Source organism: Paenibacillus sp. JNUCC 34 (assembly GCF_058269055.1).
In genome coordinates, this window is the sequence record NZ_CM177770.1 from 83,751 (window position 1) to 107,491 (window position 23,741).

General features: G+C 40.9%; 17 protein-coding genes and 1 pseudogene. 14 read left to right on the top strand and 4 right to left on the bottom strand.

What is annotated here, in order from left to right; genetic code table 11:
* Window positions 1–152 precede the first annotated feature (152 nt).
* Window positions 153–602 (top strand): GNAT family N-acetyltransferase, encoded by a 450-nt coding sequence (locus AC2TF5_RS00385; protein ID WP_491300336.1) that lies wholly within the window; start codon window positions 153–155, stop codon window positions 600–602.
* A gap of 128 nt (window positions 603–730) precedes the next feature.
* The gene (locus AC2TF5_RS00390; protein WP_491302760.1) at window positions 731–817 is read left to right on the top strand and encodes a WCX domain-containing protein; all 87 of its coding nucleotides are present in this window, start codon (window positions 731–733) and stop codon (window positions 815–817) included.
* A 31-nt stretch (window positions 818–848) separates the two neighbouring features.
* On the opposite strand, the gene AC2TF5_RS00395 is transcribed toward AC2TF5_RS00390, so the two are convergent.
* From AC2TF5_RS00395 to AC2TF5_RS00405, 3 genes are all read right to left on the bottom strand, one after another.
* Window positions 849–1,100, bottom strand: a complete 252-nt coding sequence (locus AC2TF5_RS00395) for a hypothetical protein (RefSeq protein WP_491300337.1) — start codon at window positions 1,098–1,100, stop codon at window positions 849–851.
* The gene (locus AC2TF5_RS00400; RefSeq protein WP_491300338.1) at window positions 1,097–2,293 is read right to left on the bottom strand and encodes an ArsA family ATPase; all 1,197 of its coding nucleotides are present in this window, start codon (window positions 2,291–2,293) and stop codon (window positions 1,097–1,099) included. The genes AC2TF5_RS00395 and AC2TF5_RS00400 overlap by 4 nt, the downstream gene beginning before the upstream one ends.
* A 66-nt stretch (window positions 2,294–2,359) precedes the next feature.
* Window positions 2,360–2,839, bottom strand: coding sequence for a MarR family winged helix-turn-helix transcriptional regulator (locus tag AC2TF5_RS00405; RefSeq protein WP_491300339.1), 480 nt, complete (start codon window positions 2,837–2,839; stop codon window positions 2,360–2,362).
* A 151-nt stretch (window positions 2,840–2,990) separates the two neighbouring features.
* Between AC2TF5_RS00405 and AC2TF5_RS00410 the strand changes: the two are divergent.
* Window positions 2,991–3,176 (top strand): annotated as a pseudogene (locus AC2TF5_RS00410) (GNAT family N-acetyltransferase); the annotation flags it as partial.
* 823 nt (window positions 3,177–3,999) lie between these two features.
* The gene (locus AC2TF5_RS00415) at window positions 4,000–4,341 is read left to right on the top strand and encodes a helix-turn-helix domain-containing protein (RefSeq protein WP_491300340.1); all 342 of its coding nucleotides are present in this window, start codon (window positions 4,000–4,002) and stop codon (window positions 4,339–4,341) included.
* A gap of 263 nt (window positions 4,342–4,604) precedes the next feature.
* On the opposite strand, the gene AC2TF5_RS00420 is transcribed toward AC2TF5_RS00415, so the two are convergent.
* A complete protein-coding gene (locus AC2TF5_RS00420; RefSeq protein ID WP_491300341.1) occupies window positions 4,605–5,480 on the bottom strand; it encodes a helix-turn-helix transcriptional regulator in 876 nt (291 codons plus the stop codon).
* A 212-nt stretch (window positions 5,481–5,692) separates the two neighbouring features.
* Here AC2TF5_RS00420 and AC2TF5_RS00425 point away from each other — a divergent pair, with 212 nt between their 5' ends.
* From AC2TF5_RS00425 to AC2TF5_RS00470, 10 genes are all read left to right on the top strand, one after another.
* Window positions 5,693–8,092 carry a hypothetical protein gene (locus AC2TF5_RS00425; RefSeq protein WP_491300342.1) on the top strand — a complete coding sequence of 800 codons (2,400 nt, stop codon included), beginning with the start codon at window positions 5,693–5,695 and terminating at the stop codon, window positions 8,090–8,092.
* 3 nt (window positions 8,093–8,095) lie between these two features.
* Complete coding sequence (locus AC2TF5_RS00430) at window positions 8,096–9,484, top strand: glycoside-pentoside-hexuronide (GPH):cation symporter (protein WP_491300343.1); 1,389 nt, start codon at window positions 8,096–8,098, stop codon at window positions 9,482–9,484.
* A gap of 242 nt (window positions 9,485–9,726) precedes the next feature.
* A complete protein-coding gene (locus AC2TF5_RS00435) occupies window positions 9,727–11,283 on the top strand; it encodes an SAM-dependent methyltransferase (RefSeq protein WP_491300344.1) in 1,557 nt (518 codons plus the stop codon).
* A gap of 154 nt (window positions 11,284–11,437) precedes the next feature.
* The gene (locus AC2TF5_RS00440) at window positions 11,438–12,124 is read left to right on the top strand and encodes a response regulator transcription factor (RefSeq protein WP_491300345.1); all 687 of its coding nucleotides are present in this window, start codon (window positions 11,438–11,440) and stop codon (window positions 12,122–12,124) included.
* Window positions 12,121–13,380, top strand: coding sequence for a HAMP domain-containing sensor histidine kinase (locus tag AC2TF5_RS00445; RefSeq protein WP_491300346.1), 1,260 nt, complete (start codon window positions 12,121–12,123; stop codon window positions 13,378–13,380). Before AC2TF5_RS00440 ends, AC2TF5_RS00445 begins: the two co-directional genes overlap by 4 nt.
* 145 nt (window positions 13,381–13,525) lie before the next feature.
* Window positions 13,526–14,287 carry an ABC transporter ATP-binding protein gene (locus tag AC2TF5_RS00450; protein ID WP_491300347.1) on the top strand — a complete coding sequence of 254 codons (762 nt, stop codon included), beginning with the start codon at window positions 13,526–13,528 and terminating at the stop codon, window positions 14,285–14,287.
* A 1-nt stretch (window position 14,288) separates the two neighbouring features.
* A complete protein-coding gene (locus tag AC2TF5_RS00455; protein ID WP_491300348.1) occupies window positions 14,289–16,610 on the top strand; it encodes an ABC transporter permease in 2,322 nt (773 codons plus the stop codon).
* 89 nt (window positions 16,611–16,699) lie between these two features.
* The gene (locus tag AC2TF5_RS00460) at window positions 16,700–17,689 is read left to right on the top strand and encodes a MerR family transcriptional regulator (RefSeq protein ID WP_491300349.1); all 990 of its coding nucleotides are present in this window, start codon (window positions 16,700–16,702) and stop codon (window positions 17,687–17,689) included.
* Between the two features lie 413 nt (window positions 17,690–18,102).
* Window positions 18,103–21,222, top strand: coding sequence for an ATP-binding protein (locus AC2TF5_RS00465; protein ID WP_491302761.1), 3,120 nt, complete (start codon window positions 18,103–18,105; stop codon window positions 21,220–21,222).
* A gap of 217 nt (window positions 21,223–21,439) precedes the next feature.
* Window positions 21,440–23,665, top strand: a complete 2,226-nt coding sequence (locus AC2TF5_RS00470) for an FIMAH domain-containing protein (protein ID WP_491300350.1) — start codon at window positions 21,440–21,442, stop codon at window positions 23,663–23,665.
* Window positions 23,666–23,741: the final 76 nt, after the last annotated feature.

Here is a 23,741-nt window from a genome sequence, read left to right on the forward strand (position 1 = left end):
TCGGCACAATTGGCAGCCTATTCAGCTAATAATTTCGCGAATAATCTAACTATGGTGATTATTTACGAAGTTCGTAAATAGATGTTAGACGAAACCTGTGCAAAATATAATAATCAAAAATAATATTATTCACATTAATGGAGGAGTATCTAATGTTGAAACTAGAACGAGCAATAAAAAATGATGCACAAAAACTTGCTGAAATGCAAAAGGCAAGCTTTGATGAAGAATCAAAACATTTCAATAATAACGAAATCGGTGGTCCAATAGGATATGATTCCGTAAATTGGCAAGAAGAGATGATGCAAAATTGTGAATACTTCAAGGTACTCTTTAATGGAGAAATAATAGGGGGGGCATTGATACTCATAGAAAGCAATCAAGTACATAATCTAGGAAGAGTTTTTATTGATCCGAACTTTCAGAATCAAGGAATCGGTATGAAAGTAATGAAAGAAATTGAAAGGATTTTTCCGGATAGCAATAAATGGTGGCTTGATACTCCTAGCTGGAGTGTCAAGAATCATCGCTTCTATACAAAGTGCGGATTTACCAAGGTTAGAGTAGATAATGACCTATACATTTTTGAGAAGACTTTATAGACTTCTTCTTTGACGGCATATTCAGGGATGGCACAGTCATCGTCTAACAACTTATTCACGCTGCGAGACCTGACGATCCCTTGGAAGCTGGTTCGTACATACAGCCTTCCCAGAGGATGAGTGGCTATATGGTTTTTAGCTTCGGCCCATTAGCAGAAGTGCTTGAGCCCCCACATTTACGGGAGCTCATTGCGAAACGTGCGAAGAGAAAGTAAGTAAGTTATGCAAGGTAAAGGTTTGCAATTATTAATCTGTAATCTCAATTGTTGTCGTCGACGTCCCTGTTGATGAATTCGAACGGCTACACCTTGCACCATGGGAAGCGTCATCTCGCGCAATCGCTTCGTCCACGATTGCGCGGACGCCGAGCAGCGCCTCCTTGCGCATTTGGCGAAAATGAGTTTGCGCCTGCTGAGGCACACAAGTCTGTACAATCGCATCCTGCAGCTGAGATAGATGCTCCAGTAAAGTTACGAAGTTTTCTCTTCTTTGGTTCATTGTACTTCCTCCTCGTAATGAGTTGTTCTTGAACTAAACCGAATGGCCAGCTTCTCGTTCTGAAACTTGGCACCTGAAATCGAGCGGCCAAGCAGCACTCGCGGCAGCAGCACTTTGCGCTTATAGGAACCAGCATGAATGGTCAGCTCGTCACCTCTTTGGTTAAGCTGCAATTCCTCCTTCTGTACAAAAGGCAGCGCGAGGTCTAGGTAATAGGCATCCTCTTCTTTACGAACCTGCTGAGTTTGACCCTTATAATGAACAGCAGCTGCATCAATCTCCCCGAAGGCCGCTTCTCCGACTGAAGAGAGCATAGGCAGACCTATAACTTCCGAAGGCATCATCGGAATACGAACGATCGGCAGCGGACTGAAGCTCCCGCGAATCTCTTCCTCATATTTTGCCTGTATGCCTAGCCATTGTCCCCAATATCCCTCGCCCGCTTCCGCTGGGAACACGCGATTAACGACGATGAGATCAGTATTAAATCCAAATAAGTTCAAATATGTGAATGCTCTGCGGGCTTCGGAGACAACCATTTTCTCAGGAACCATAACAAGTCTTATTGAAGTTACTTTCGGATCTAGCAGCAATGCTTGAAGTGCCTCCAGTTCTTTAACGAACGATTCGATACTATCCATCACATGATCATCCGGTAGCTGCAATCCCCCTGTAACGAGCTTTGCCACTGGCCTTGCAATCTTAACAAGACGCCTCTCCATAGGGAAAATCTTCTCCATCCACCAGCTCAACACGTTGGGATAACTGAGCAATCGCAATGTTTCTCCGGTCGGAGCGCAATCCACCACAATGGCGTCAAACATTCCACTCTCCGAGCGGCGCTTGATTTGAAGCAGACTGAACAATTCCTCCATGCCGGGGAATACGAGCAGTTCCTCATTCGACACATCATTCAATTTGGCCCAGTTCATAATACCCGTCAACCAGCTCTGAACAGCGCCCCAATGCTTCTCGGTCTCACGCAGACTGTCCACCTCTAGACCCCACAACCGCTCAGCAATCAGCTGAGGCTCACTGCCAAGCAACACATCGAATGAATCGGACAAGCTGTGTGCCGCATCTGTACTCATCACTAGCGTCCGATACCCCTGTGAAGCCAGTTTAACTGCAGTAGCCGCCGCCACACTCGTCTTGCCTACCCCACCCTTGCCTGTGTATACAATAATTCTCATCCTTGTCAGCCTCCTTTAGAATTTATTACGATTTCGTAGTAAGTAGTTAAAAAAAGAGGACTAAAGTTAATCCTCGATTTCGATGCGGCGCAATGCTTTCTCAGGTATCTTCCGACTGTCATCATCACCATTCTGAAGCGCCTTGCCTACCTTAATTGCAATGGTCAAAAACTGCTGCAGTTCCTCTTGTGTAAGCACATTTTGAACACGGGCAAAATTATCCTCCATCAACTTACGCGCCCGAGCGACTAACTCTTCCCCTTCGCTAGTCAGCCGTACCAAAATAATGCGTTGATCCCGTTCGGATTGCTTTCGCTCCAGCCAGCCCTTCTGTGCAAGTCTTTTCGTCAAACTTGTCATCGTACTAAGCGGTGCTCCCAGGTGGTCAGCCAGCTCCGACATCGTAAGCTCACTATGAAAACCAATGAGTACGAGCGCTGATATCTCCAGACTGTTCGCAGTCTTCTCCAGCTCCCGAATACCAGGCATTAAGTTAAAAGGCCGCAAGCCATTCTTCACGAACAGCTCCAGCATGTGATCAATCACGGGCAAAATTCCTCCAACAATCCAATCTACTGTTAAGCTGATTTTATAATACTACGATGTCGTAGTAAATGCAACTGTGGTATGACTATAGAAAAAATTAATTTCCACACGCTACCAATTTTTACATCCTGATGACCCTGAACTTAATATATTGGATATCCATTCCCTGTGGGAAGACATATACAAAGATAAAAACATGTACTACCTAGTAGTAGCAGAAGATGGTCGATTAGTAGCTTCTTGCATACTAATCCTTATTCCTAACTTAACAAAAAATGCGCGTCCTTATGGGATCATCGAAAAAGTTGTGACTCACAATGATTACCGAAGAAAAGGCTATGGAACTAGTATTTTAAGAAAAGCGCTAGAAATCGCATGGGAACATCATTGTTATAAAGGTCGTTCTTATGATCTGCTCATCAGTCATACTACGATTGTCTTCTCTCGATACATACTGTGGCATGGCAACACCAACAAAGTACGGACAACCGCACATTAGGCGAAAGAAATATTAAAATGGTGGAATTACTGATATACTGAGAACTTTACAAATAGCCGTTGTATAACGGCTATTTTCTTTGACCAAGCCTTGACTTCGAAAAACGTATTAAAACTTACCTATTCAGACAGTGCAGAGAGCCGTATCAAAGTAGAGGTGAATTTTTTCGGCTTAGGCCACTTTCACGAGGTTTACCTAATCTTCTCAATATCGGGGAGGTTTTCACGCATTACATTTATTCGATAGTCGAGCTTATTGTATCTGCCTATGCTTCAATAACACGGAAATATAAAAGGTTTCTTTTTCTACAATTAGCTCTGTATTGACTACGCTGTAATTGATTTCTTCCAATGTAATTCCGTTGACTAACTTCGTAAGACGAATAAATTCTCCAATTTCGGAAATATAGATATCCGTTTTTGAATTGTCAGGGAATATGCATTGTACTCTAATGGGGCTCATTCCTTTCTTTTTGAAATTGAATATGAATATTGGTGGATGTTCCGAAGCGCCTGTACAAATAGCTTTATCGTGTGTACTTAGAATTGGTAATTTTATTATATCAAAATAAAACCCTATAGAATATATTTATAAAAAATAAATTCTATAGTATCTTGGAGTGGGCAAGTGTCTAGTCTATGGTTTGCTTAGGGTGATTGTTGTGAGTGACTTGATGAAGATGGTTGGGGAAGGCATTCGACACTTCCGAAAACTACGTGGACTTAGCCAAGAGGAGCTTGCAAGTAAAGCTGAGGTACACGAGACTTATATTGGTAAGCTGGAGCGTTCAGAAAAAGTATGTTCTGTCGTGGTACTAGCTAAAATTACAAACGCGCTCGACCTATCGATGGTAGAGTTTTTTAGTTATATCCAACCTGTGAGCGGAGAGGGGAGCGAGTCTACACTCTCAGAAATCGTGGATAGGCTTCGAGGCAAGAGTGTAAATGAGCAGAAAAGGGTATTGAAAGTAATCGACGCTATGCTGGATGAGCAGTTGAATTAAATTTATACTGTCATGATTGTCAAAGGAGCCGCTGCGGCAGCTCTTTTTTTGTATTTTTCGCCGATAGACCCGTTAAGCTGAACCGTACCACAAGTAGGGAGAAACACCTCATCCATCTCGCTATTGGCTATGTTTTGGCTTTCTGATTATAAAGTATGAATGTGCGTCTGAATACTAAATGTAATAGAAATCACAAAAGGGACACCAGCAGGCTGAAATATGCCCGAGGTGTCCCTTTTTGATTTAACTGGCATTTAGCCATTCTATTGTTTCCCTATATGATTCATTCGATATTTAAGCGGCGAAATACCAAACTTTTGTTTGAATGACCTGGAGAAATAAGGAACCCAATTATAACCGCAAACTTCAGCTATTTTTTGTATAGGATAATCTGTTTTAAGTAAGAGATCTCTTGCCTGTTCCAACCTGTACTCCTTTAAGTATTCCATTGGTGTATATCCGTAATATTGTTTTAGATACTTGGCAATTGTATTCTCATGCAAATTAAATTTAGCAACTAAAGTATCATTTGTAAGCTCTTGATTAAAGTTTGCTCGAATAAATTGTTCTACTTTTTCAGCAATGATAATGCTGATATCTTTTGTATAATTTTGCCCATCCAAGAGATTTAATAAAGAAAAAAAACGTTGCTGAATATCCCAAAAAGTTATATCTGTATCTTTTTTTGTTGTGCCAACCAGCAAATCATGTATTTTTTGGTATATCTCATCAGTGTCAACGAGTTGACACTTTTTAGCAAGATGAATGGTATGAAATTTATTATGAAAGTGCAGCGAAGGAATAGGAATATTGGATTCCAGTTGTCTTGCTTGATTGCTTTGTACGTAGTTGCCAGTGGTAAACATATGAATCCAATAAAATTTTGTAATTTCATCTGTCGGTTTTAATGGATAATGATGTTTATTAGGTAATAAGACCAACATTTCATTTTTTCTAACGGTATATTCTATACCTTCTTCACCTAAGTACAAAGCTCCTTCTTTAACGAGAATAATATCGAAATATTTCAGGTTCTTTCTGTCAGGATGCAAAGTGCCTATGCCATACTCTGTTAAGTTCCCCTCAATAAATATAGGAAAAGGTGGAATGGCAATAGATATATATAAATTATCATTCATTGATTACGCTCTCCCTTACTAAGGCTGTCATTATAATTAAATAATATCACCAAAAGTGAAAATGTATAAAAAAGTATTGTAATCGTTTATTTAATTATTGATGTTTTTAACTATACTTATTAGTAAGCGATTTCATTAATCGCTTTCAATTCAATTAATACCTACTATCTAGGGTGTTCTATATGTTCACATAAGTCAAGGGAGGTTATTAGGTGGAAAATCAAAGATTTATGATTGAGTTCTGTCCAAATGGAAATGTATCAAAAATAATTCTGAAGAATGATCCCCACAAGATGAATTGGGTTGTCGATGAGAGTTATTTAGAACAAGTAAATTATGAAGATAAGGATAAATTGTTCGGAAACTTTTGTATTTCTATAAACGATAAAAAGTATAACAGTAATGAAATTCATGAGAAATTGAGTCTATCAAAAGAATTGGCAACGGTAACCTATGTTTTGGATGATGTGGATGTCCTTTTCACTTATGATTTGAGCCAGTCAGTGGATTCCTTATTTTGGAAAATTCAATTAATCAATCGTACGGATAGTGATGTCTACATTTCTGATTTTAGAGTTTGGTCATCATTTGCTTATGTCATGTATCGCATTAACGATTTAAATATGCAAACACAACAATCTACTGCCGTTTTTCCATCCATATCTCAAAACTTCACTAAATTGGCATGTATGAGAAGAAGTAATAATGCACCACATCTGGGTATGTTCCAGTTAAATGGCGAAACCAAATCAGTAGGAACGTATTGTGAATATGAAAATCTTTTTTTTGAAAACGCTTCCCCTTCACTAGATGGTATTTTATTTCACCAATTAATTTTTGCAGGCGGATATCCTGATGGACTTACTAATTCCGATTGGATCTATTCTAAAGATGGCTTTTCAGTGAAATCGAATGAACAAGAGGTTTGGCAATTTGTACTTGAGGAATTTGATGATCAAGACAATTTCTATCAGGTAGGCAAGAAATACGGGCATCCAATATATGACTTTGAACCGCTTGCCATCACTAATCAGCCATATGATTTTTCTTTTAGCCTGCCTTCCCATATAACTTTAAAGGATGCTTACGTAGAGTATAAAGATCCTAATGAAGTTTGTATGATACAAAATATTATGTCCTATATGAATAAAAATGAAAGCGGTTATCGAGCTGCTTTAATTTTTGAAGAACCTGGTGAACATAAATTTTCAATCGAACTGGATAACGGAAAAATTGATAATGTTGTTGTTAATGTGATGAAACCTATACAAAGCATTATCACCAATCGAGCACAATATATCAGCAATGAACTCTATAGCGGTCCTAATGGGGACGTACCGTACTCTTATTCCCCAATTTCCAATCAAGGGGAGTCGTTAGGCAAACTGAGTTTTATCTTGAAAAAGAATTTATTGGGTACCAGCCCTGATATTTCAGAGGTGCAAAAGGTAGAAGAAAGTTGTGTTAATTACATTCGGCCGAAATGGTTTGTTAATGGAGACTTTTTAAAGCCTTCCTTCCTTTATGGTGATTTCTATCGATGCATGGATTTCGAATATATAGGTCATGTTTTTTATTTGTTATCACGGTTTGACCAAAATATATTAAAGTACAACAGCCCTGACACTTATTTAGAGTGGGCGGCAGAAGTATTCAGATTGCGTGTAAATCCTGATTTGCATCAGACGGCTAGAGGAAAAGAAGAAGCAGAAATGTTAGGCACTTTCTCCTTATATATCAATGGTTTGCTAGATGAAATGAACAATCGAGGATTAACGGATAAATATAATGAAATAAATGCATTATGGTGTGACCTAGCTGCGAATGTCGCAAAAGACAGTGAGACTTATAAAGCAGCGGTAACTGAACATTTTTATGATAACGCCGGATTTGGTCCAGCAGCTGGCGCATTAGCAAGTTCCGGCCATATTGATGCTGCCAAAAAGTACGGAGAATTATTGCTTGCCAACATAGGTTTCTCAAATGATTTTAGAGCACAGAATCCAGATCGCTGGTGGGAAGCACTCTCTTACATGGTTCACTCATTATGGGGTGGCTTAACCGCTGCCGCCACTCTTAAAGTATACGAGGAATTACATGATACTCGTTATTTAAAGGCTGCTTATAGAGCTACTGTAGGAATTTTATATTGTTATGATACTGACGCAAAAGCTACTGACCTGAGGTTGAGTTCCGGAGAGGCAGCATCAACATACAGTGTTGGCGGGCCAAATATTAATCGTCCTGATTTATCAAGAAACCGGTTTGGACAATCAACATTTTATAGAGATGGCGGGATCTTTTCGAAGTTGTTCAGTAAAGAAGAAGAAACTTCTGACTGGGATATGGGAGAGGAACTTGCAGCATATCTTGATGGATTTGGCAAAAAAACCTTCTTATATGAAGAAGATGATCAAATAAAAGTAATTAATGGCTGTATTGAATATACAGGTCAGGGACTTTTGATTCATAGCTACGCTCCGTATCCAACAGAATATCATTTTTATGATACTGATTCACATTTCATCTCTCAGAATGGAGAAATTGTGAGCGAAATCCTTTATACGGATGGCCGTTTTATAAGTATAGATAAAGTGCAAGGGGGGAAATAAGCAATGGAAAATGCGTTAACAATCGAAAAAACAAATGACGGTGATTCAAAGCCATCGAAATTATCATTAAAGCGAATACTGGCTTTCGCTAGTACCGACACAGCAGGGAATTTGCTGTATTGTACCCTAACGAGTTATATCATGTATTTTTATACCGACGTATTTGGAATTTCTATAGCGTCAGCAGGTATGATTTTACTTATAGCGAGAATTGTCGATGCTCTTGATGCTCCCGTTTGGGGAATTGTTATTGATCATACGCGTACAAGATGGGGACAAAGCCGTCCATACTGGTTATGGCTTTCTATTCCTTTTGGAGTTTCCGTTTTTCTAGCTTTTCTAGTTCCAGATATATCAACAAGTGCAAAAACGATTTATGCATTAGTAACATATATTTTAGCTGGTGTTATTTACACAGGTATTAGTGCTTCCATGTCGTCTGCACTTCCAAATCTGACTTACGATTCTGATGAAAGAGTCCGTTTAAATTCCTGGAGAAGTAATGGGGGAATGATTGGGTACCTAATTACTGCTTCGTTTACACTTCCGTTGGTTAACTTCTTTGGAAAAGGTAATGATAAATTAGGATTTAGTGTTACTGTAGGAATTTTTGCAGTTGTAGCTATCCTGCTGCTTCTCTTCGCTTTTATCGGAACAAAAGAAATTGGTACTACAGAGAAAGCTAAATCAATTTCTATTCGTGAAAGTTTTCGTGCTATTAAAGGGAACTGGCCATGGATTACATTAGTTTTAGTATTCATTTTCTATTGGTTAGGAAACACGGCTAGAGCATCGACAGTGATTTATTATAGTGAATATAATTTGGGACATAAGAATTGGGCTTCTATTCTAAATGGTCTTGTGGTTGTCCAAATGGTCTCTATAACATTGCTACCTTATCTAGTTAAACGTTTCATAAAGTCTCATACACAAATTATTGGATTGTCATTGGCAGCCTTGGGTCAACTCATTATTGGGTTCGCTGGAAGTGACCTCACGATGATAATCATTGGATGGACAGTATCTTCACTAGGTACGGGTATAGCTGTTACTTTGCCTTTTGCAATGCTGTCAGATACAGTCGACTATGGCGAGTGGAAGAGTGGCATTAGGGCCAGTGGATTTTTGACAGCAGTTGGAATTTCTTTTTGCATTAAGTTGGGAGCGGGATTAGGCAGTTTTATTCCTTCAGTAATCTTAAATGTTGCAGGTTATGAGGCAAATATGACACAGACGCCTCAAGCATTAGCGGCCATTAAGTTTTGTTTCACCTGGCTACCGGCAATTTTCTTTATAATTGGAGCACTTATTATGTTTAAATACGTTAAATATGAGAAAAACGAAAGCAAGATTAGAGAAGAGTTAGAGGCAAGATTGAGCACGAAGAATTAACTTTTGAATAAAATTAATACAGTATGGCAGCATCATCATAGGAGCATAAGGCCGCAGGATCAAGAAACCGCAGGATCACATCCTGTCGTCTCGACCCTATATAAATGCTAAAACCCTTGATATTCAAGGGTTTTTGTTTTGAGATTTTGGAGGGATGTGCTATCGTAAAAAGGGTTATTATAAAGTAAGGTAATAGGTATCGAATCGAATCGAATAACTTTCAGAGAGCAGGATAAGTTTTAATGACATTTAATAAAAAACAACGCTACCGCTTTAGTGAAGCGCCTATATGGAATATCCAGCGGAATTATTATGAAGAAAAAGGAACGAAGGCTTGGAACAATGACCAAGTTCCTCAATATATAACGAGTAATCCGATGATCGCTACTTCATATGCGGAAATGATATTCGGGCTTCTTCAAGATCGGGCTAATAAGGAATATAATTCAGAGCCTGTTATGATTGTGGAGCTTGGAGCAGGGGCGGGACGTCTTGCTTACCATGTGTTAAGTGAGTTGTGCCGGTTAAGAGACTATGCGGGGATAGTGCTACCTTCGTTCCGTTATATTATGACGGATTTGGCGATAAACAATGTTTTAGCTTGGAAGGAGCATCCTGCTCTGCAATCTTTTATTGCCGAGGGATTACTGGATTTTGCGCAATTTGATGCTGTTCATGATACAGCTCTGAACCTCGTCGTGTCAGACGCAACCATTAGAGAAGGAGACTTAAAACAACCGTTAGTCATTATTGCCAACTACTTTTTTGATAGTATTCCACAAGAGTTGATTTATGTAGGTGATGGTCGAATTTATGAAGCAGATGTTTTTATTGAATATCCTGAACATATGGATTCACTTAAACCATCCGAATTATTAGATCGTATATCTTTGCATTATGAGCATCGACGGGCACCCGAGTACGAACAAGAGACCTATCCATACCGTGATGTCATTGCAATCTATCAGGAGCAATTAGAAGATTCGCATATTTTGTTTCCTGTCGCTGGAATAACTTGTTTGGAGCGTTTGAATCGGCTGTCTCAGGCGGGATTCCTATTAATAACAGCAGACAAAGGAGATCACTTGCTTGATAACTGGAAATTCGCAGAACCGCCAGAGTTGATCCTACACGGAAGTTTTTCTTTAACGGCAAACTATCATGCTATTCAGCATGTTTTTGAACAAAGAGGGGCCACGGCGTTATTTCCCCCGCATCATTATAAAAATATAAATGTGGGCTGTATTCTCAATATGGATAAGCCGATCGACTATTTCAATACAAGACTAGCTTATCGTCGATTTATTGAACGCTTTGGTCCGGACGAGTTTTTCAGCATGAAGATATGGGTAGATCGCAATCTAGATAACATGGGACTACAACAAATATTGAGTTTTTGGCGTTTGGGTGGATATGATGCGGAATTTTTCATTCAAAGTACGAAGCAGATCTCTAGTCTGTTGCCGGATGCAAACGATGAAGAAATGCAGGATATTTTGAGAGGCATACAGCTTATGTGGTCATCGTACTACGTAATGGAGCAGCGCTATGACTTAGCGCTTGATGCTGGATTGATACTGTTTGAGATGGAAATGTACGAGGACTCCAAACGTTTTTTAGAAATTTCAATACATCAAGAACAAGATGAGATCGTATCGACCGTATTTTATTGTCTAGCCATTTGTTGTTTCGAGTTAGAGTTAGACGAAGATGCTTTGAGATACGTAAGGGAATTATTAGAACGCGAGCCTGATCATGAAGAGGCATTGGCATTGTTAAACATATTTGAGTTGTGTTAATCGAAAGCCACGTATCTCGACAAACTAAGTAACGGTCAACAAAAATACGGTCGTGAAACGCGCTGCAATTAAAGATATCGGAAGTTTCATATTTCATGGTATCTTATGGGGGTAACAAACCGATTACAATTCTATCGTTTAATGGAGAACCTGTATGAACTATGATTGTTTAATTGTGGATGATGAGACGGTCCTTGCGGAAACAACGAGTGAGTATTTTAATATGTTCGAGGTCAAATCCGCTTATGTGACTAGCGCAGATGCATGTGTGCAATTTTTACGGGAACATGAAACATCATTGATCCTCCTGGATATCAATCTCGGCGATACATCTGGCTTTGATTTGTGCAAAAGGCTGAGGCAAACGACGCAGATCCCCATTTTGTTTATTAGCGCCCGTTCTAGTGATGATGATGTTCTCATTGCACTGAACATAGGCGGAGATGATTACATACAAAAGCCATATACACTTAGCATATTGCTTGCCAAAGTAAAGGCTGTACTCAAAAGATATGGCGGTAATAGCAGTCCCCCTGAAATCCTGGAGTTTGGGCAGGTCAAGATTGACTGTCTGCTTTGCCGTGTCCGTGTGAACGGTGTGGATATAAAACTCAAGTCATTGGAATATAAACTGCTCTGCTATTTGGCGAAAAATAAAAACAAGGTAGTCACCAAAGAAGAGTTGTTCCATAATGTATGGGGTGATTCCTTTACCGGAGATGGGACGCTCAATGTACATATTCGTCATTTACGCGAGAAAATTGAAGTTAATCCCAACGAACCGCAATATATCAAAACCGTATGGGGAACGGGATACGTCTTAGAGGATAGCAAGTCATGAGAATAAAATGGATGTTCTTATTAATCCTTATTGTTTTTATTGCAGGTGGTTCTTTTTCTGTACTAGTATTTGTGACAAAGGAAAATACCGATGTGGATATTGTCGCTGTGAATGAGGTATTAAAGACGGTTGAAAGCCATTGGGGACATATCGGCCAAGGAGATTACAGTGCAATAAAGCAGCAATTTTCCGTTCTTGATAACAGTGGAAACGTGCTCTACCAAACGGCGGGCGCACCTTCCACTATGATAAATGATGCGATCAAAAACAGAGATACGATCTCGGACGTAATGGTAAATGGTACCCCTGCGGGCAAGCTTATTATTTTCAATGATTATAAAGAAATGATCCAACAGATCAAGAAACAACTTGTCATTGTAATTTTTGTGACATTTACCACGTTAACGGTACTGTTTACACTATATATACTATTTATAAATCATACCGTGTTTAAACCATTCCAAAAGCTGCAGGACTTTGCTCTCAATGTGGCAAGGGGGAATTTGGACATTCCGTTGGAAATGGACAAAAATAATCCGTTCGGTGCTTTTACCGAAAGCTTTGATATCATGCGCGAGGAATTGGCAGCGGCGCGTAATAGTGAATATGCTGCAAATCGCAGCAAGAAGGAACTCGTTGCCAGCTTAAGCCATGACATCAAAACACCTGTTGCCTCCATTAAAGCAGTGACCGAACTCATGCTGCTGCGCGCTACCGATGAAAAAGTGATTAAGCAGTTAAATACGGTCTATTCTAAGGCGGAGCAGATTCATCTACTCGTGACCGATATGTTCCATGCAACTTTAGAAGAATTGAAAGAGTTAAAGGTTACGGTTAGCGAGGCATACAGCAGTGTTCTTAACGGTATGATTGCGAATGTAAATTACGATGATCAAATCAGCTGTGAGCCAATACCGGATTGTATCCTCTTAACGGATGTCATGCGTCTGCAGCAAGTATTTGATAATATTATAAGTAATGCATATAAATATGCGGGCACCTCAGTCAAGATTACTTCTCTTGCAAGCCATACTCATTTAGAGCTTTACATCAATGACTATGGAAATGGCATCACTAGCGATGAATTACCTCTCTTGTTCAACAAATTTTATAGAGGAAATAACGCCGAGGGACAAAGCGGTTCAGGGCTAGGCCTGTACATTTCTAAGTATCTCATGCAAAACATGCAGGGTGATATTGAATGTCATAACCGTGAGGATGGATTTACCGTCACACTTAAAATTAAGCTCGCTTAAGCGAATTAAGAAACGGTTAAGGATTGAACAAAGATTAAATAAGAATTGCCCTTGTATGATAAGACTGTAATCTACTTTACAGTCTTATTTGTATTAGAGCTGAACAGATGAAAATTCAAATACGTTAATAAAGGGTGGCTAATGCATGCAAAACGTGATATTAAGAACGGAAAAATTATGCAAAACCTTTTCAAGCAGTGGAATCCAGCAGCATGTACTGAAAAATCTAGATATCAGTCTTATGGAGGGGGACTTTACGGTTATTATGGGCAGCTCAGGTTCGGGGAAATCCACCCTGCTCTATGCGCTATCTGGTATGGATAAACCTACATTGGGTGAAATCAACTTTGAGAAGCAGAACGTCTCCAAGCTGAATAATGATCAGCTTGCGGTTTTTAGAAGAAATAATTGTGGTTTTGTGTTCCAACAGATCTATTTACTGGACAACATGAGTGTATTAGATAATGTGCTGGCAAGTGGCTTGTTGGTGAGTAAAAACAAGCTTGCCATCGTGTCAAAAGCAAAACAGTTGCTTGCACAAGTGGGATTAGATGAAACCTCATGGGGGAAATTCCCTTCCCAGCTTTCTGGCGGTGAAGCACAGCGGGCAGGCATCGTACGCGCATTGATCAATAGTCCGAAAATTGTTTTCGCTGACGAGCCAACCGGAGCGCTCAACTCCGCTGCAAGTGATAGCGTGCTAGATGTGATGACCGAAGTCAACCACAATGGACAGAGTATTGTGATGGTCACACATGACATCAAGACGGCTTTGCGGGGAAGCAGAGTGCTCTATCTGCGTGATGGCGTTATTTACGGAGACCTAAAGTTAGGTGCCTACCATGTGGATCACAACCGTGAACGGCATGAAAAGTTAACCGCATTTCTTGCTGAAATGGGGTGGTAAGATGAAAATCGTTAATCTTGCCTTGGCCAACATCAAAAAAGGCAAAGGTGCGGCAATCTCTCTGTTTATTTTAATATTTATTGCCGCGCTGCTGCTCAACGTGGGAATGACGGTTATTTCTAAGATGAATACCTTCTACGATGATAAGGTCGAAGAACTGCATGATGCGCATGTGAGCATTATCATGAACAGCTCTGAATATAAACAACCCTATGGAGATTTCCTCAAGAACTATTCTGGTGTGAGAGAAACAGAAACGGAACAAATCATTCTAATGAACACGGCCAAGTTCCGATATGGTGATAGCGATTTGTCTTTTGGTGCCGCGATACTCAATGCGGATGCAAGCAGAAAGTTTTCACCACTGAAGCTAATTGAAAAGCTGGATTCGATCAATAACCAAGATATGTATGTTCCTTACAGCTTTAAAACAAGCGGTGGCTACAAGCTGGGTGACAGCTTCACAATCAACTACCAGGATAAGGATTACAGTTATCGAATTGCTGGATTTTTTGAGGCAACCATGATGGGTACGAACAATAATGGCATGATGAAATTCCTTTTACCAGATGCTGCCTATCATCAGTTGTCCGATAAGCTGGGTAAGACTGAGGACGGCATCCTTATGTCCGCGAGTCTTACGGACAGTACACAATCGGCTGAGCTGTTTAACGACTACAACAAACAATTTTCGCATCCGCATTGGGGCGCTGACATGTCGATGATGAAAAGTGTCAACACGATGACGGTCAATATTGTCGCGATGATTCTGGTTGCGTTTGCGGCAGTGATTGTGCTTGTGTCTTTGATCGTCATCAAGTTCCGTGTGACCAACAGTATCGACGATGGCATGGTGAATATCGGCGTCCTTAAAGCGGTTGGTTATACTAGCTGGCAGATCATCGCATCCATGGCATTACAGTTTATGCTGATCGCGCTTTCTGCCGGTGTCATGGGAGTCTTAATCTCTTATACCGCAATGCCCGTGTTCGGTGGAGTTATTTCCTCTTTAGCCGGACTGCAATGGTCCCAGACCTTCGACATAGTGATTAATCTTATTAGTATCCTGCTTGTTGTTGTATTGGTGCTGACGGTGGCATTGCTCTCCTCCTCACGTATCAGAAAACTTCATCCCGTTGCAGCGCTGAGGGGAGGTATCATGACTCACAGTTTTAAAAAGAATCTTTTCCCGTTAGAGAAAGGCAAGGGTGGACTCCATTTCGTGCTCGCTTGCAAAACAATGATCATGAATAGTAGGCAGAACATCATGATTGCCATTATCATTGCAGCAATCACCTTTGCATCCATCTTCTCCATCGTGTTATATTACAACGTTGCGGTAAATAAAACTGCGTTTATTCATCTAGTTGGTTCGGAGACGTCTAATGTAGTTATTCAGTCTAATCACGACGTCGATAGCGACAAATTGCTCGCAGATATTGAACAAATGGATGGTGTGACAAAGACCGCTTTACTGGAATATATTACAGCGACAATGGATGGACAAAGCGTTTATATGAGTATTTCGGATGATTACAGTAAGCTAAATAACAATGTGGTCTATAAAGGTAGAAATCCGCAACACGACAACGAAATTGCGGTTTCTGGGGCGGTGGCAAAGCTGCTTCATAAAAGTATCGGCGATACAGTTAAGGTGGAAATGAACGATGTATCCCATTCGTTCTTGATAACCGGGCTGAGCCAATCTTTAAACTATATGGGGAAGATTACACATTTAACTTTATCTGGTGTACAGCATCTAATCCCTGACTATACAGGCACGATCATAAATGTCTATCTAAAAGATGTAGGTAATGCCGACTTTATCCGAGACTTCAAAGCAAATCACGGAAATTTGATAAAGGATATAACGGATGTAGATGAGATGTTGGCTAGCCAAAGCAGTGTTTATATCTCAGCAGTGTTATCCGTCATGGTCACCATTCTTGCGATAACCGTGCTGGTCGTCGCTCTGATCCTTTATCTCGTCATCAAAACGATGATTCTCAAGCGCAAGAGGGAATTTGGGATATTAAAAGCTACAGGGTACACCACTCTTCAGCTTATGACCCAAATCGTACTGAGCTTTGTTCCCGTTGTGATCGTGGGTGTAATTATCGGGGGGGTGCTAGGCACCCTGTGTACCAACTCTGTACTTACACTGCTGCTATCGGGCGCTGGGATATATAACGTGCAGTTTATTGTGAATATTCCCCTTATCGTTGTGCTTTGTATTGGACTTGTTGTACTGACCTGTCTCGTGTCGATGTTAGTGTCGCGTAGGATCAAGGGAATAACAGCTTATGGATTGATTACAGAATAGATCATTCACGTGAATGTTTTTGGAAAACCCCATTGACTTTGACGTCGCGGCGTCCTATAGACTTCAAATTGAAGGGAAGGAGGACAAATGTGGAACTTGCAACCATTAGCGAAGTATCAAGGTTCTTTCAAGTGACGACTCGAACGCTTCGGTACTATGAGCAGCTTGGGCTTATCGAGAGTACAAAAAAAGAAGGTTATGCTTACCGAACCTACGACCAAGCCTCTCTTCGGCGTCTCCAGCAAATCGTGATTCTAAGAAAACTAAGCATTCCTTTAAAACAGATCGCAGCCATCCTTGAGCATGAAGACGCGGCAGCGGCTGTAGATATCTTTAAAGAACGAGTAAAAGAGCTAACAAGCAAAATAGAGTCGTTGGTCACGATTAAAGAAATCATAGCGAAGCTGATCGAAGAACTGGAAAGAAATCACGTGCTTGAAATTAACCATGATCTCTTGTGTGATGAAAGCCTACTTCGTGAAATTGACTCCTTATCCTTATCTTATTTCGATCTAAAGGAGGAAAAATCAATGAATGATTTGAACAAGGTGGCAGAGAAACTGCAAAAGCTTGAAAATGTGAGGATTGTCCATGTACCCCCTTGTACAGTCGCGGCGAGTCATTATGTTGGGGAAAACCCCGAGGAGAATGCCGGAGAGCAGCTTGCGGAATTTGTGCAACAGATTCAGCTCTATAACATTAAGCCGGACGCTCGGGTTTTTGGGTTTAATCATCCGAACCCGTCCGATGAGAGACCGCATTACGGGTACGAGATATGGGTTACGATCCCTGCCGACATGGATGTTCCTGCGCCTCTCGTGAAGAAGCAGTTTGCCGGCGGTATGTATGCGGCACATACGATTACATTGGGTAATTTCCATGAATGGGAGTTGCTGTCCGATTGGGTTCTTCGTGATAATCTAAAGTATGAAGCCAATACATTGAATGACCATGGAGAGTTTATGGGCGGATTGTTAGAGGAACACTTGAATTACGTCTACCATTGTCATCTCAATTGGCCGGAGAGCGATGAACATCAATTAGATTTGCTGTTCCCAGTCAAGTTGAAGAACTCCTAACGGAAACATGATTTCCTGAACGCACCGATTATGTATGAAGTCGGTGCGTTTTTGTCGTTGGGGATTATGGATTCAGTCGGAAATTCGGCTGGGTCACGGATCAATTTGGCGTGAAGGATCACCGATAGGTGGTCTTTTTATTTAAATCTTGCCGCTGAAATATTCCTCCTAGTCCATTGATCAACGAAGGTGCCAGGCAAAGGTATGGCCATATAATAGACATAAGGACATCTCTATCATCCGTTTCTCTTTCATGTTGTCTGTGGTAAATTACGAAGTAACGCCTAACGCCTAGTGCCTAGTTTGAATGTCTAAGAGTGTAAGGGCTGAATCACTAAATATTCACATGTGTAATATTAGAGAGTTATTTAGGAGAGGGATCCTTCTTGGCAAAAGACTCATCAAGTTACCAAATGAAAAAGAGCCATATTATATTACTATTAGGGTTATTAGTGGTCATTTTATCAAGCTTTCGCATTTTATGGATGGAATTATTTCCTGATCAAAAACAGGTATCCATTACGAATGGGCATCTCGATCTGCGCGATTGGGATGCAGAAAACGGCGGCATTCTCTTACTTGACGGGGAATGGGAGTTTTATCCCTCACAATGGCTGCTGGATGGCAGCGGACAGGATGTACCGGGCGAGCTGGAGCACAGGCTGATTTCGGTTCCGGGGGGATGGAATGAAGCCTGGCATGGTGAAGAGACGACTCCATATGGATTCGCGTCCTATCGCCTGCGTATTTTGGTGGATCCGGAAAAGAACCTTAATTATAGTATTCGTGTACCCAGCGTACGCACTGCATCAGAATTATATGTAAACGGTCGATTGCTTACTAAATCCGGACAGGTGGCGACAACAAAGGATGAATATATTTCGAAGGACCTACCTTATTCTACAACCTTTACAGCAGACGAAAACGGTGTAATCGAACTCGTCATTCAGGCGGCAAATTATGTGGATAGTCGAAGCGGGGGTATTGTCCGATCCATTAAATTTGGTTCAGAAGAAGCCATTGCCAAAGAGATGAAAGCTTCCGTTTCTATGCAGTTTTTGGCAGCGATTATATTTATTATGCATGCTGTCTATGCACTTATTTTGTATTTACTAGGAAATAAGGAAAAGAAGCTGCTTTATTTCAGTTTGCTTGCATTATGTGTAACGATCACGAGTGTCTTTAGTACGGATGAGAAGTTGTTCCATCAATTATTTTACATTGGAGTTAATTGGGATTTTAGGCTGGCTAATACTGCTTTCGTTATTGCAGCCCATGCTTTGCTCCAGTGTACGAATCATCGCGAGCTTCCATATTGGCGTAGGATGTACCCTGTCTATAAAGTAATGAATCTAGGGACTGCCGGCATCACTTTGTTCTTAGATCCATCTCAAGTGATTATGCTCTTTCCGGTTTATTATCTATTAGTTGGTATTGCTGCAGTTATCACGTTGATTACAATGTTTAAAAAAGTAATCAAAGGTTTAAAGAGCAATCTTTTACTGCTTTTCTCTTTTCTTGCGTTGATGAACCATTCTCTTTGGTCGTTAATCTTGCTGGATAGCGGTTTGAGTCTTATCTACTATCCGTTTGATCTGATTATTTCGATGGGGTGTTTAGCCTCTGTATGGTTTAAGGATTATTTTAACATGCATGCTAACACAAAGGAGATTGCCGCAACATTGCAAAGAATGCATGACCATAAGGATCAATTTTTGGCAAACACTTCACATGAATTTAAAAATCCGCTTCATAGCATTCTTAACATGTCACAATCCGTTTTAAAAAGGGAACGACATTTGTTACAGGAAAGGAGTATCAAAGAGCTTGAAACTGTTTCATCCGTAGGACGTCGGCTAACACTAATATTAAACGATTTGATTGATGTGATGAGTTTACGGGAAGGCAATCCGCGTCTACAGAAAAAAGTCATATTGATTCAGCCCATCGTGACCGGAGTACTTGATATGCTGCAATTTAACGCAGAAGTGAAGTCTGTAAAAATTGTAAATCAAATTCCTGAAGATTTTCCTTCAGTAAATGCGGATGAAAACCGGGTTATTCAAATCGTTTTCAATTTACTTCATAATGCTGTGAAATATACGAACGAAGGGATAATTTCGATTCAAGCTTTTGCAAAGGACGGAAGAGCTTATATTGTTATTACTGATACCGGGATCGGAATGGATGAGGACATGCTTAAGCGCCTATTCCGTCCGTACGAGCAAGCCAGCACTAGTGAGACAATGATTGAAGGCGGCTTTGGGTTAGGTTTAAGTATAAGCAAGCAACTGGTTGAGCTTCATGGAGGTACGTTAGATGTGTCCTCTGTTACAGGAGAAGGCTCAAAATTTACATTTTCGTTAAAGCTAGCAGGTTTGAAAGCAGAGGATGAGGAAGAGGAAGATGTGTCTAACTTATTCGAACAGTTAGTAATACAATCTATGCCGATTCAGGAAAAAGTCTCGATAAATTCGGAAAAGGTGGATATCCCTCCGTTTACGAAACCAACAACTTTATTAGAAATGAATCGTGATCGTCCGCTCATATTAATTGTTGATGATGATCCTATCAACCTTCAAGTGCTTGAAGCAATACTACCACCAGATGAATATGATGTAACGATGGTAACGAGCGGTAAAGAAGCGTTGGCTATACTGGATACAAAGGAATGGGATCTAGTCATCTCTGATATTATGATGCCGCAGATGTCTGGTTACGAGCTGACACGAAAGATTCGTGAGCGGTTTACACTCACGGAGCTCCCTGTTTTGCTCCTTACCGCAAGAAGCCAACCGAAAGATATTCAAAGTGGATTTTTAGCGGGAGCAAACGATTATGTAACTAAGCCAGTGGAAGCAATAGAAATAAAATCGCGGATAGAGTCATTAATTACGATTAAACAATTCGTTCGGGAACAATTGCGATTAGAAGCTGCATGGCTTCAAGCGCAAATCCAGCCTCATTTTTTATTTAATGCGTTAAATGCTGTAACAGCTTTAAGTGACATTAATTTGGATAAGATGCGTAATTTGCTTGACGAGTTCAGCAATTTTTTAAGGAATAAATTTAAATTTCAAAATATGGATGGCCTTGTTCCAATCGAAGAGGAGCTAAGTCTAGTGCGCTCTTATCTATATATCGAGAAGGTTCGGTTTGAAGAAAGGCTGCAGGTTATTTGGGAGATAGATGACTGCGAGGAATTAAAGATCCCATTTCTTACGATCCAGCCTCTAGTTGAAAATGCGATAAGACATGGTGTTATGAATCGCATTCGCGGAGGCAAGATTTTTATTCGGGTTTCTGTCTATGAAACGCATGCAGAGATAACAGTTGAAGACGATGGGATCGGAATGGATGAGGTTCAATTGCAACGGATATTAGAAAGAAAAGCAGATGGTAAGTCAGGAGTCGGATTGATAAATACGGATCAGCGATTAAAACGGCACTTCGGAACAGGACTTCATATCAAAAGTACGTTAGGTACAGGAACAAGGGTAACTTTTCATGTACACAAAGGTGGAATAAAGTGAATAAAAAAATATTGACTCACTTACATTTTGGCTATAGGATTTAAATAGATAAACTTGGTTAATTATGCGTAAAATAATTGAATATCCGCTTACTGTAAAGGGAGAGTCGAAGAGAAACCCGAGTAAAGGTAAGATTTCCACGTCAGCTTCGCGCTGATGGAATCTTTCTTTAACTTGGGTTTTTGTTTTTTAAAATATTCAGCTAAAGGAGAAAAAAATGAAAAGATATCGCAAACAAATTGGGAGCATTGTCTTTATGGTTGTGGCCCTGCTCGTAAGCATCGGCTGTATCTCGGCGAGGGAGGCTGATCCGGATCCCGCCGCCAATCCTAACCCGACTGTAGGATCGGGTATTACCCAGGAAGCCTTAGATCTTAGCGGTAGAAAACCTCTGTCTATCGAATTTTTGAATAAGGCTAGTGAAGGTCCCATCATTCCGGGGTTAAAGCAAGATTATACCCCTCAAGGGCTTTCTTACGAACCGCAGAACAACTGGATCTTGAATTCCCATTATTTGGATGGAAATCCAAGTATAATATCGATCACAGATCTGGCTACCGGAAAGTTCGTGAAAGCAATGCCGCTGTATAGCAGTGACTCCACACCTTATACAGGCCATGCCGGCGGAATAACAGTAAGTAAGCAGCATGTATGGATAGCATCCGGCAGTAAGGTCTACAAGATCAAGCTAGAGGATGTTATAAACGCTAAAGATGGGGATAAGCTCGTTTTCTCTGAAATTATTCCCACTGAGACGAAAGGATCATATGTCGTGTATGCAGATGGTGTTTTATGGGTTGGGGAATTTGCGAGATTGAATGATGATAACTACAAGACGGATGCCTCGCATCATAAGAAAGATCGTGACGGAAACGACCAGATCGCTTGGATTGCAGGGTATAAATTGAATGCCGATGACACGATTGATTGGGTGGCAGCCCCTGACTATATTCTATCTACGCAAGACGAGATCCAGGGTATGACCGTAATCCAGGATAAAATTGTACTGAGTCGGTCGTATGGGCGCAGTAATATGAGCGACTTTCTCATTTACCAAAATCCTTTGAGCGAGGCGCCGCACGAATTTGTACAGGTAAACGGAAAGTCAGTGCCGCTGTGGTTCCTGGATAGACAAAACATCGGCCAACGTATGGTTTTGCCGCCCATGCTCGAAGACGCCTTCGAATTGAATGGCAAGGTTTATATCCTTTTTGAATCAGGAGCAACACAATACCGCGGGAACGGTCTTTACCCAGTTGATTGTTATTACATATTGGATACTGTCCAGCTTCTTGACGGGTTCGTTATTCCATATCCGGATCCGGTTCCCGAAGAGCCCAAGCTATTAATTACAGAAATAGCTAACTATGATGACGCCAAAATATACGAATATGTGGAGATTTATAACACAACCAATCAAACAATCGATCTGGACGGTTACTTGCTATGGTATTATACGAACAACATGCAATCGCATGCGAATGAATGGCCAATCAAGAACAAAAAAATCGGTCCATATCAAACATTGGTCTTATGGTTGAAAACGACCAGCGATCCGAACTTGCCATTGTCGGAGTTTAATGAGCACTACGGGGTCGACTTAACTGACGATCAAGTATTCCAGGTGATGCTGACTACTTCGGGTCAAGGCTTACACAAAACAGCCAAAAGAAAATTGGCCATCGCCAAGCCGGGTACATACAAAGGCGGGCCTGTGATTGTCAGTGCAGAGTATAATGACGAACTGGATGGAAACGGGAATGTTATCGTAGACAATGTAAACGGGACAACCAATTATTATCGGTACCCCGAAAGTGGCAATCAAATGGTCAAATTTATGATGAGGCAAAAGCCAAATCCGGGAGCTCTCGTGCCGGGCCAAGTGCCAGATCCCAAGCTGAACTTGAATCTTCAAGGGACAGCGGGCGACAAGAAAGTGACGTTGAGTTGGGATCAGGCGGAAATTGACCTGTACGGGTATCGTGTGTATCAAAACGGCAAACCTGTATCCGACTCTGTGGCGACAGTAACATCTAGCGTCTACTCGTTCACTGTGGAAAATCTGACGAACGGCGCCAATTATGAATTTGCTGTCACCAGCGTTCTTAAGGATCAGAACGGGAAACCGACACGTGAAACTTTACCATCGAATACAGTCCGTGTGACGCCAATGAGCAGTACGGATATCCAGTCTATCCGAAGCATGATCGGGCAGTATGTCTCCGACGGACAGTTGAAGGGTCCGCTAGTTCCGCAATTAACGAACAGCCTGGACCAGGCGGAACATCAGTTCACGAAAGGTTCGGCCAATCAAGCGATCAAATTCCTGCGGGATTTCTTGAAACATTTGGATAACGAGCCGATGCAAAAGAATGTTACGGAGAGTGCGAAAGAAAATCTAAAGACGAGTGTGCAGGCATTAATCGCTTCGTGGTCCATATAACCCCAAATAAAACGAGATCAGCCTGATCGGCCAGATCTCGTTTTTTATATACGCCCAGCATGGGCGTATATTGTTA

Bases quoted from the DNA above. Each gene is read 5' to 3' on its own strand.
- AC2TF5_RS00445 (WP_491300346.1), top strand. From the start codon at position 12,121: ATGAGAATAAAATGGATGTTCTTATTAATCCTTATTGTTTTTATTGCA.
- AC2TF5_RS00420 (WP_491300341.1), bottom strand. From the start codon at position 5,480: ATGAATGATAATTTATATATATCTATTGCCATTCCACCTTTTCCTATA.
- AC2TF5_RS00400 (WP_491300338.1), bottom strand. From the start codon at position 2,293: ATGAGAATTATTGTATACACAGGCAAGGGTGGGGTAGGCAAGACGAGT.
- AC2TF5_RS00450 (WP_491300347.1), top strand. From the start codon at position 13,526: ATGCAAAACGTGATATTAAGAACGGAAAAATTATGCAAAACCTTTTCA.
- AC2TF5_RS00435 (WP_491300344.1), top strand. From the start codon at position 9,727: ATGACATTTAATAAAAAACAACGCTACCGCTTTAGTGAAGCGCCTATA.
- AC2TF5_RS00440 (WP_491300345.1), top strand. From the start codon at position 11,438: ATGAACTATGATTGTTTAATTGTGGATGATGAGACGGTCCTTGCGGAA.
- AC2TF5_RS00395 (WP_491300337.1), bottom strand. From the start codon at position 1,100: ATGAACCAAAGAAGAGAAAACTTCGTAACTTTACTGGAGCATCTATCT.
- AC2TF5_RS00385 (WP_491300336.1), top strand. From the start codon at position 153: ATGTTGAAACTAGAACGAGCAATAAAAAATGATGCACAAAAACTTGCT.
- AC2TF5_RS00455 (WP_491300348.1), top strand. From the start codon at position 14,289: ATGAAAATCGTTAATCTTGCCTTGGCCAACATCAAAAAAGGCAAAGGT.
- AC2TF5_RS00465 (WP_491302761.1), top strand. From the start codon at position 18,103: ATGAAAAAGAGCCATATTATATTACTATTAGGGTTATTAGTGGTCATT.
- AC2TF5_RS00430 (WP_491300343.1), top strand. From the start codon at position 8,096: ATGGAAAATGCGTTAACAATCGAAAAAACAAATGACGGTGATTCAAAG.
- AC2TF5_RS00470 (WP_491300350.1), top strand. From the start codon at position 21,440: ATGAAAAGATATCGCAAACAAATTGGGAGCATTGTCTTTATGGTTGTG.
- AC2TF5_RS00390 (WP_491302760.1), top strand. From the start codon at position 731: ATGGTTTTTAGCTTCGGCCCATTAGCAGAAGTGCTTGAGCCCCCACAT.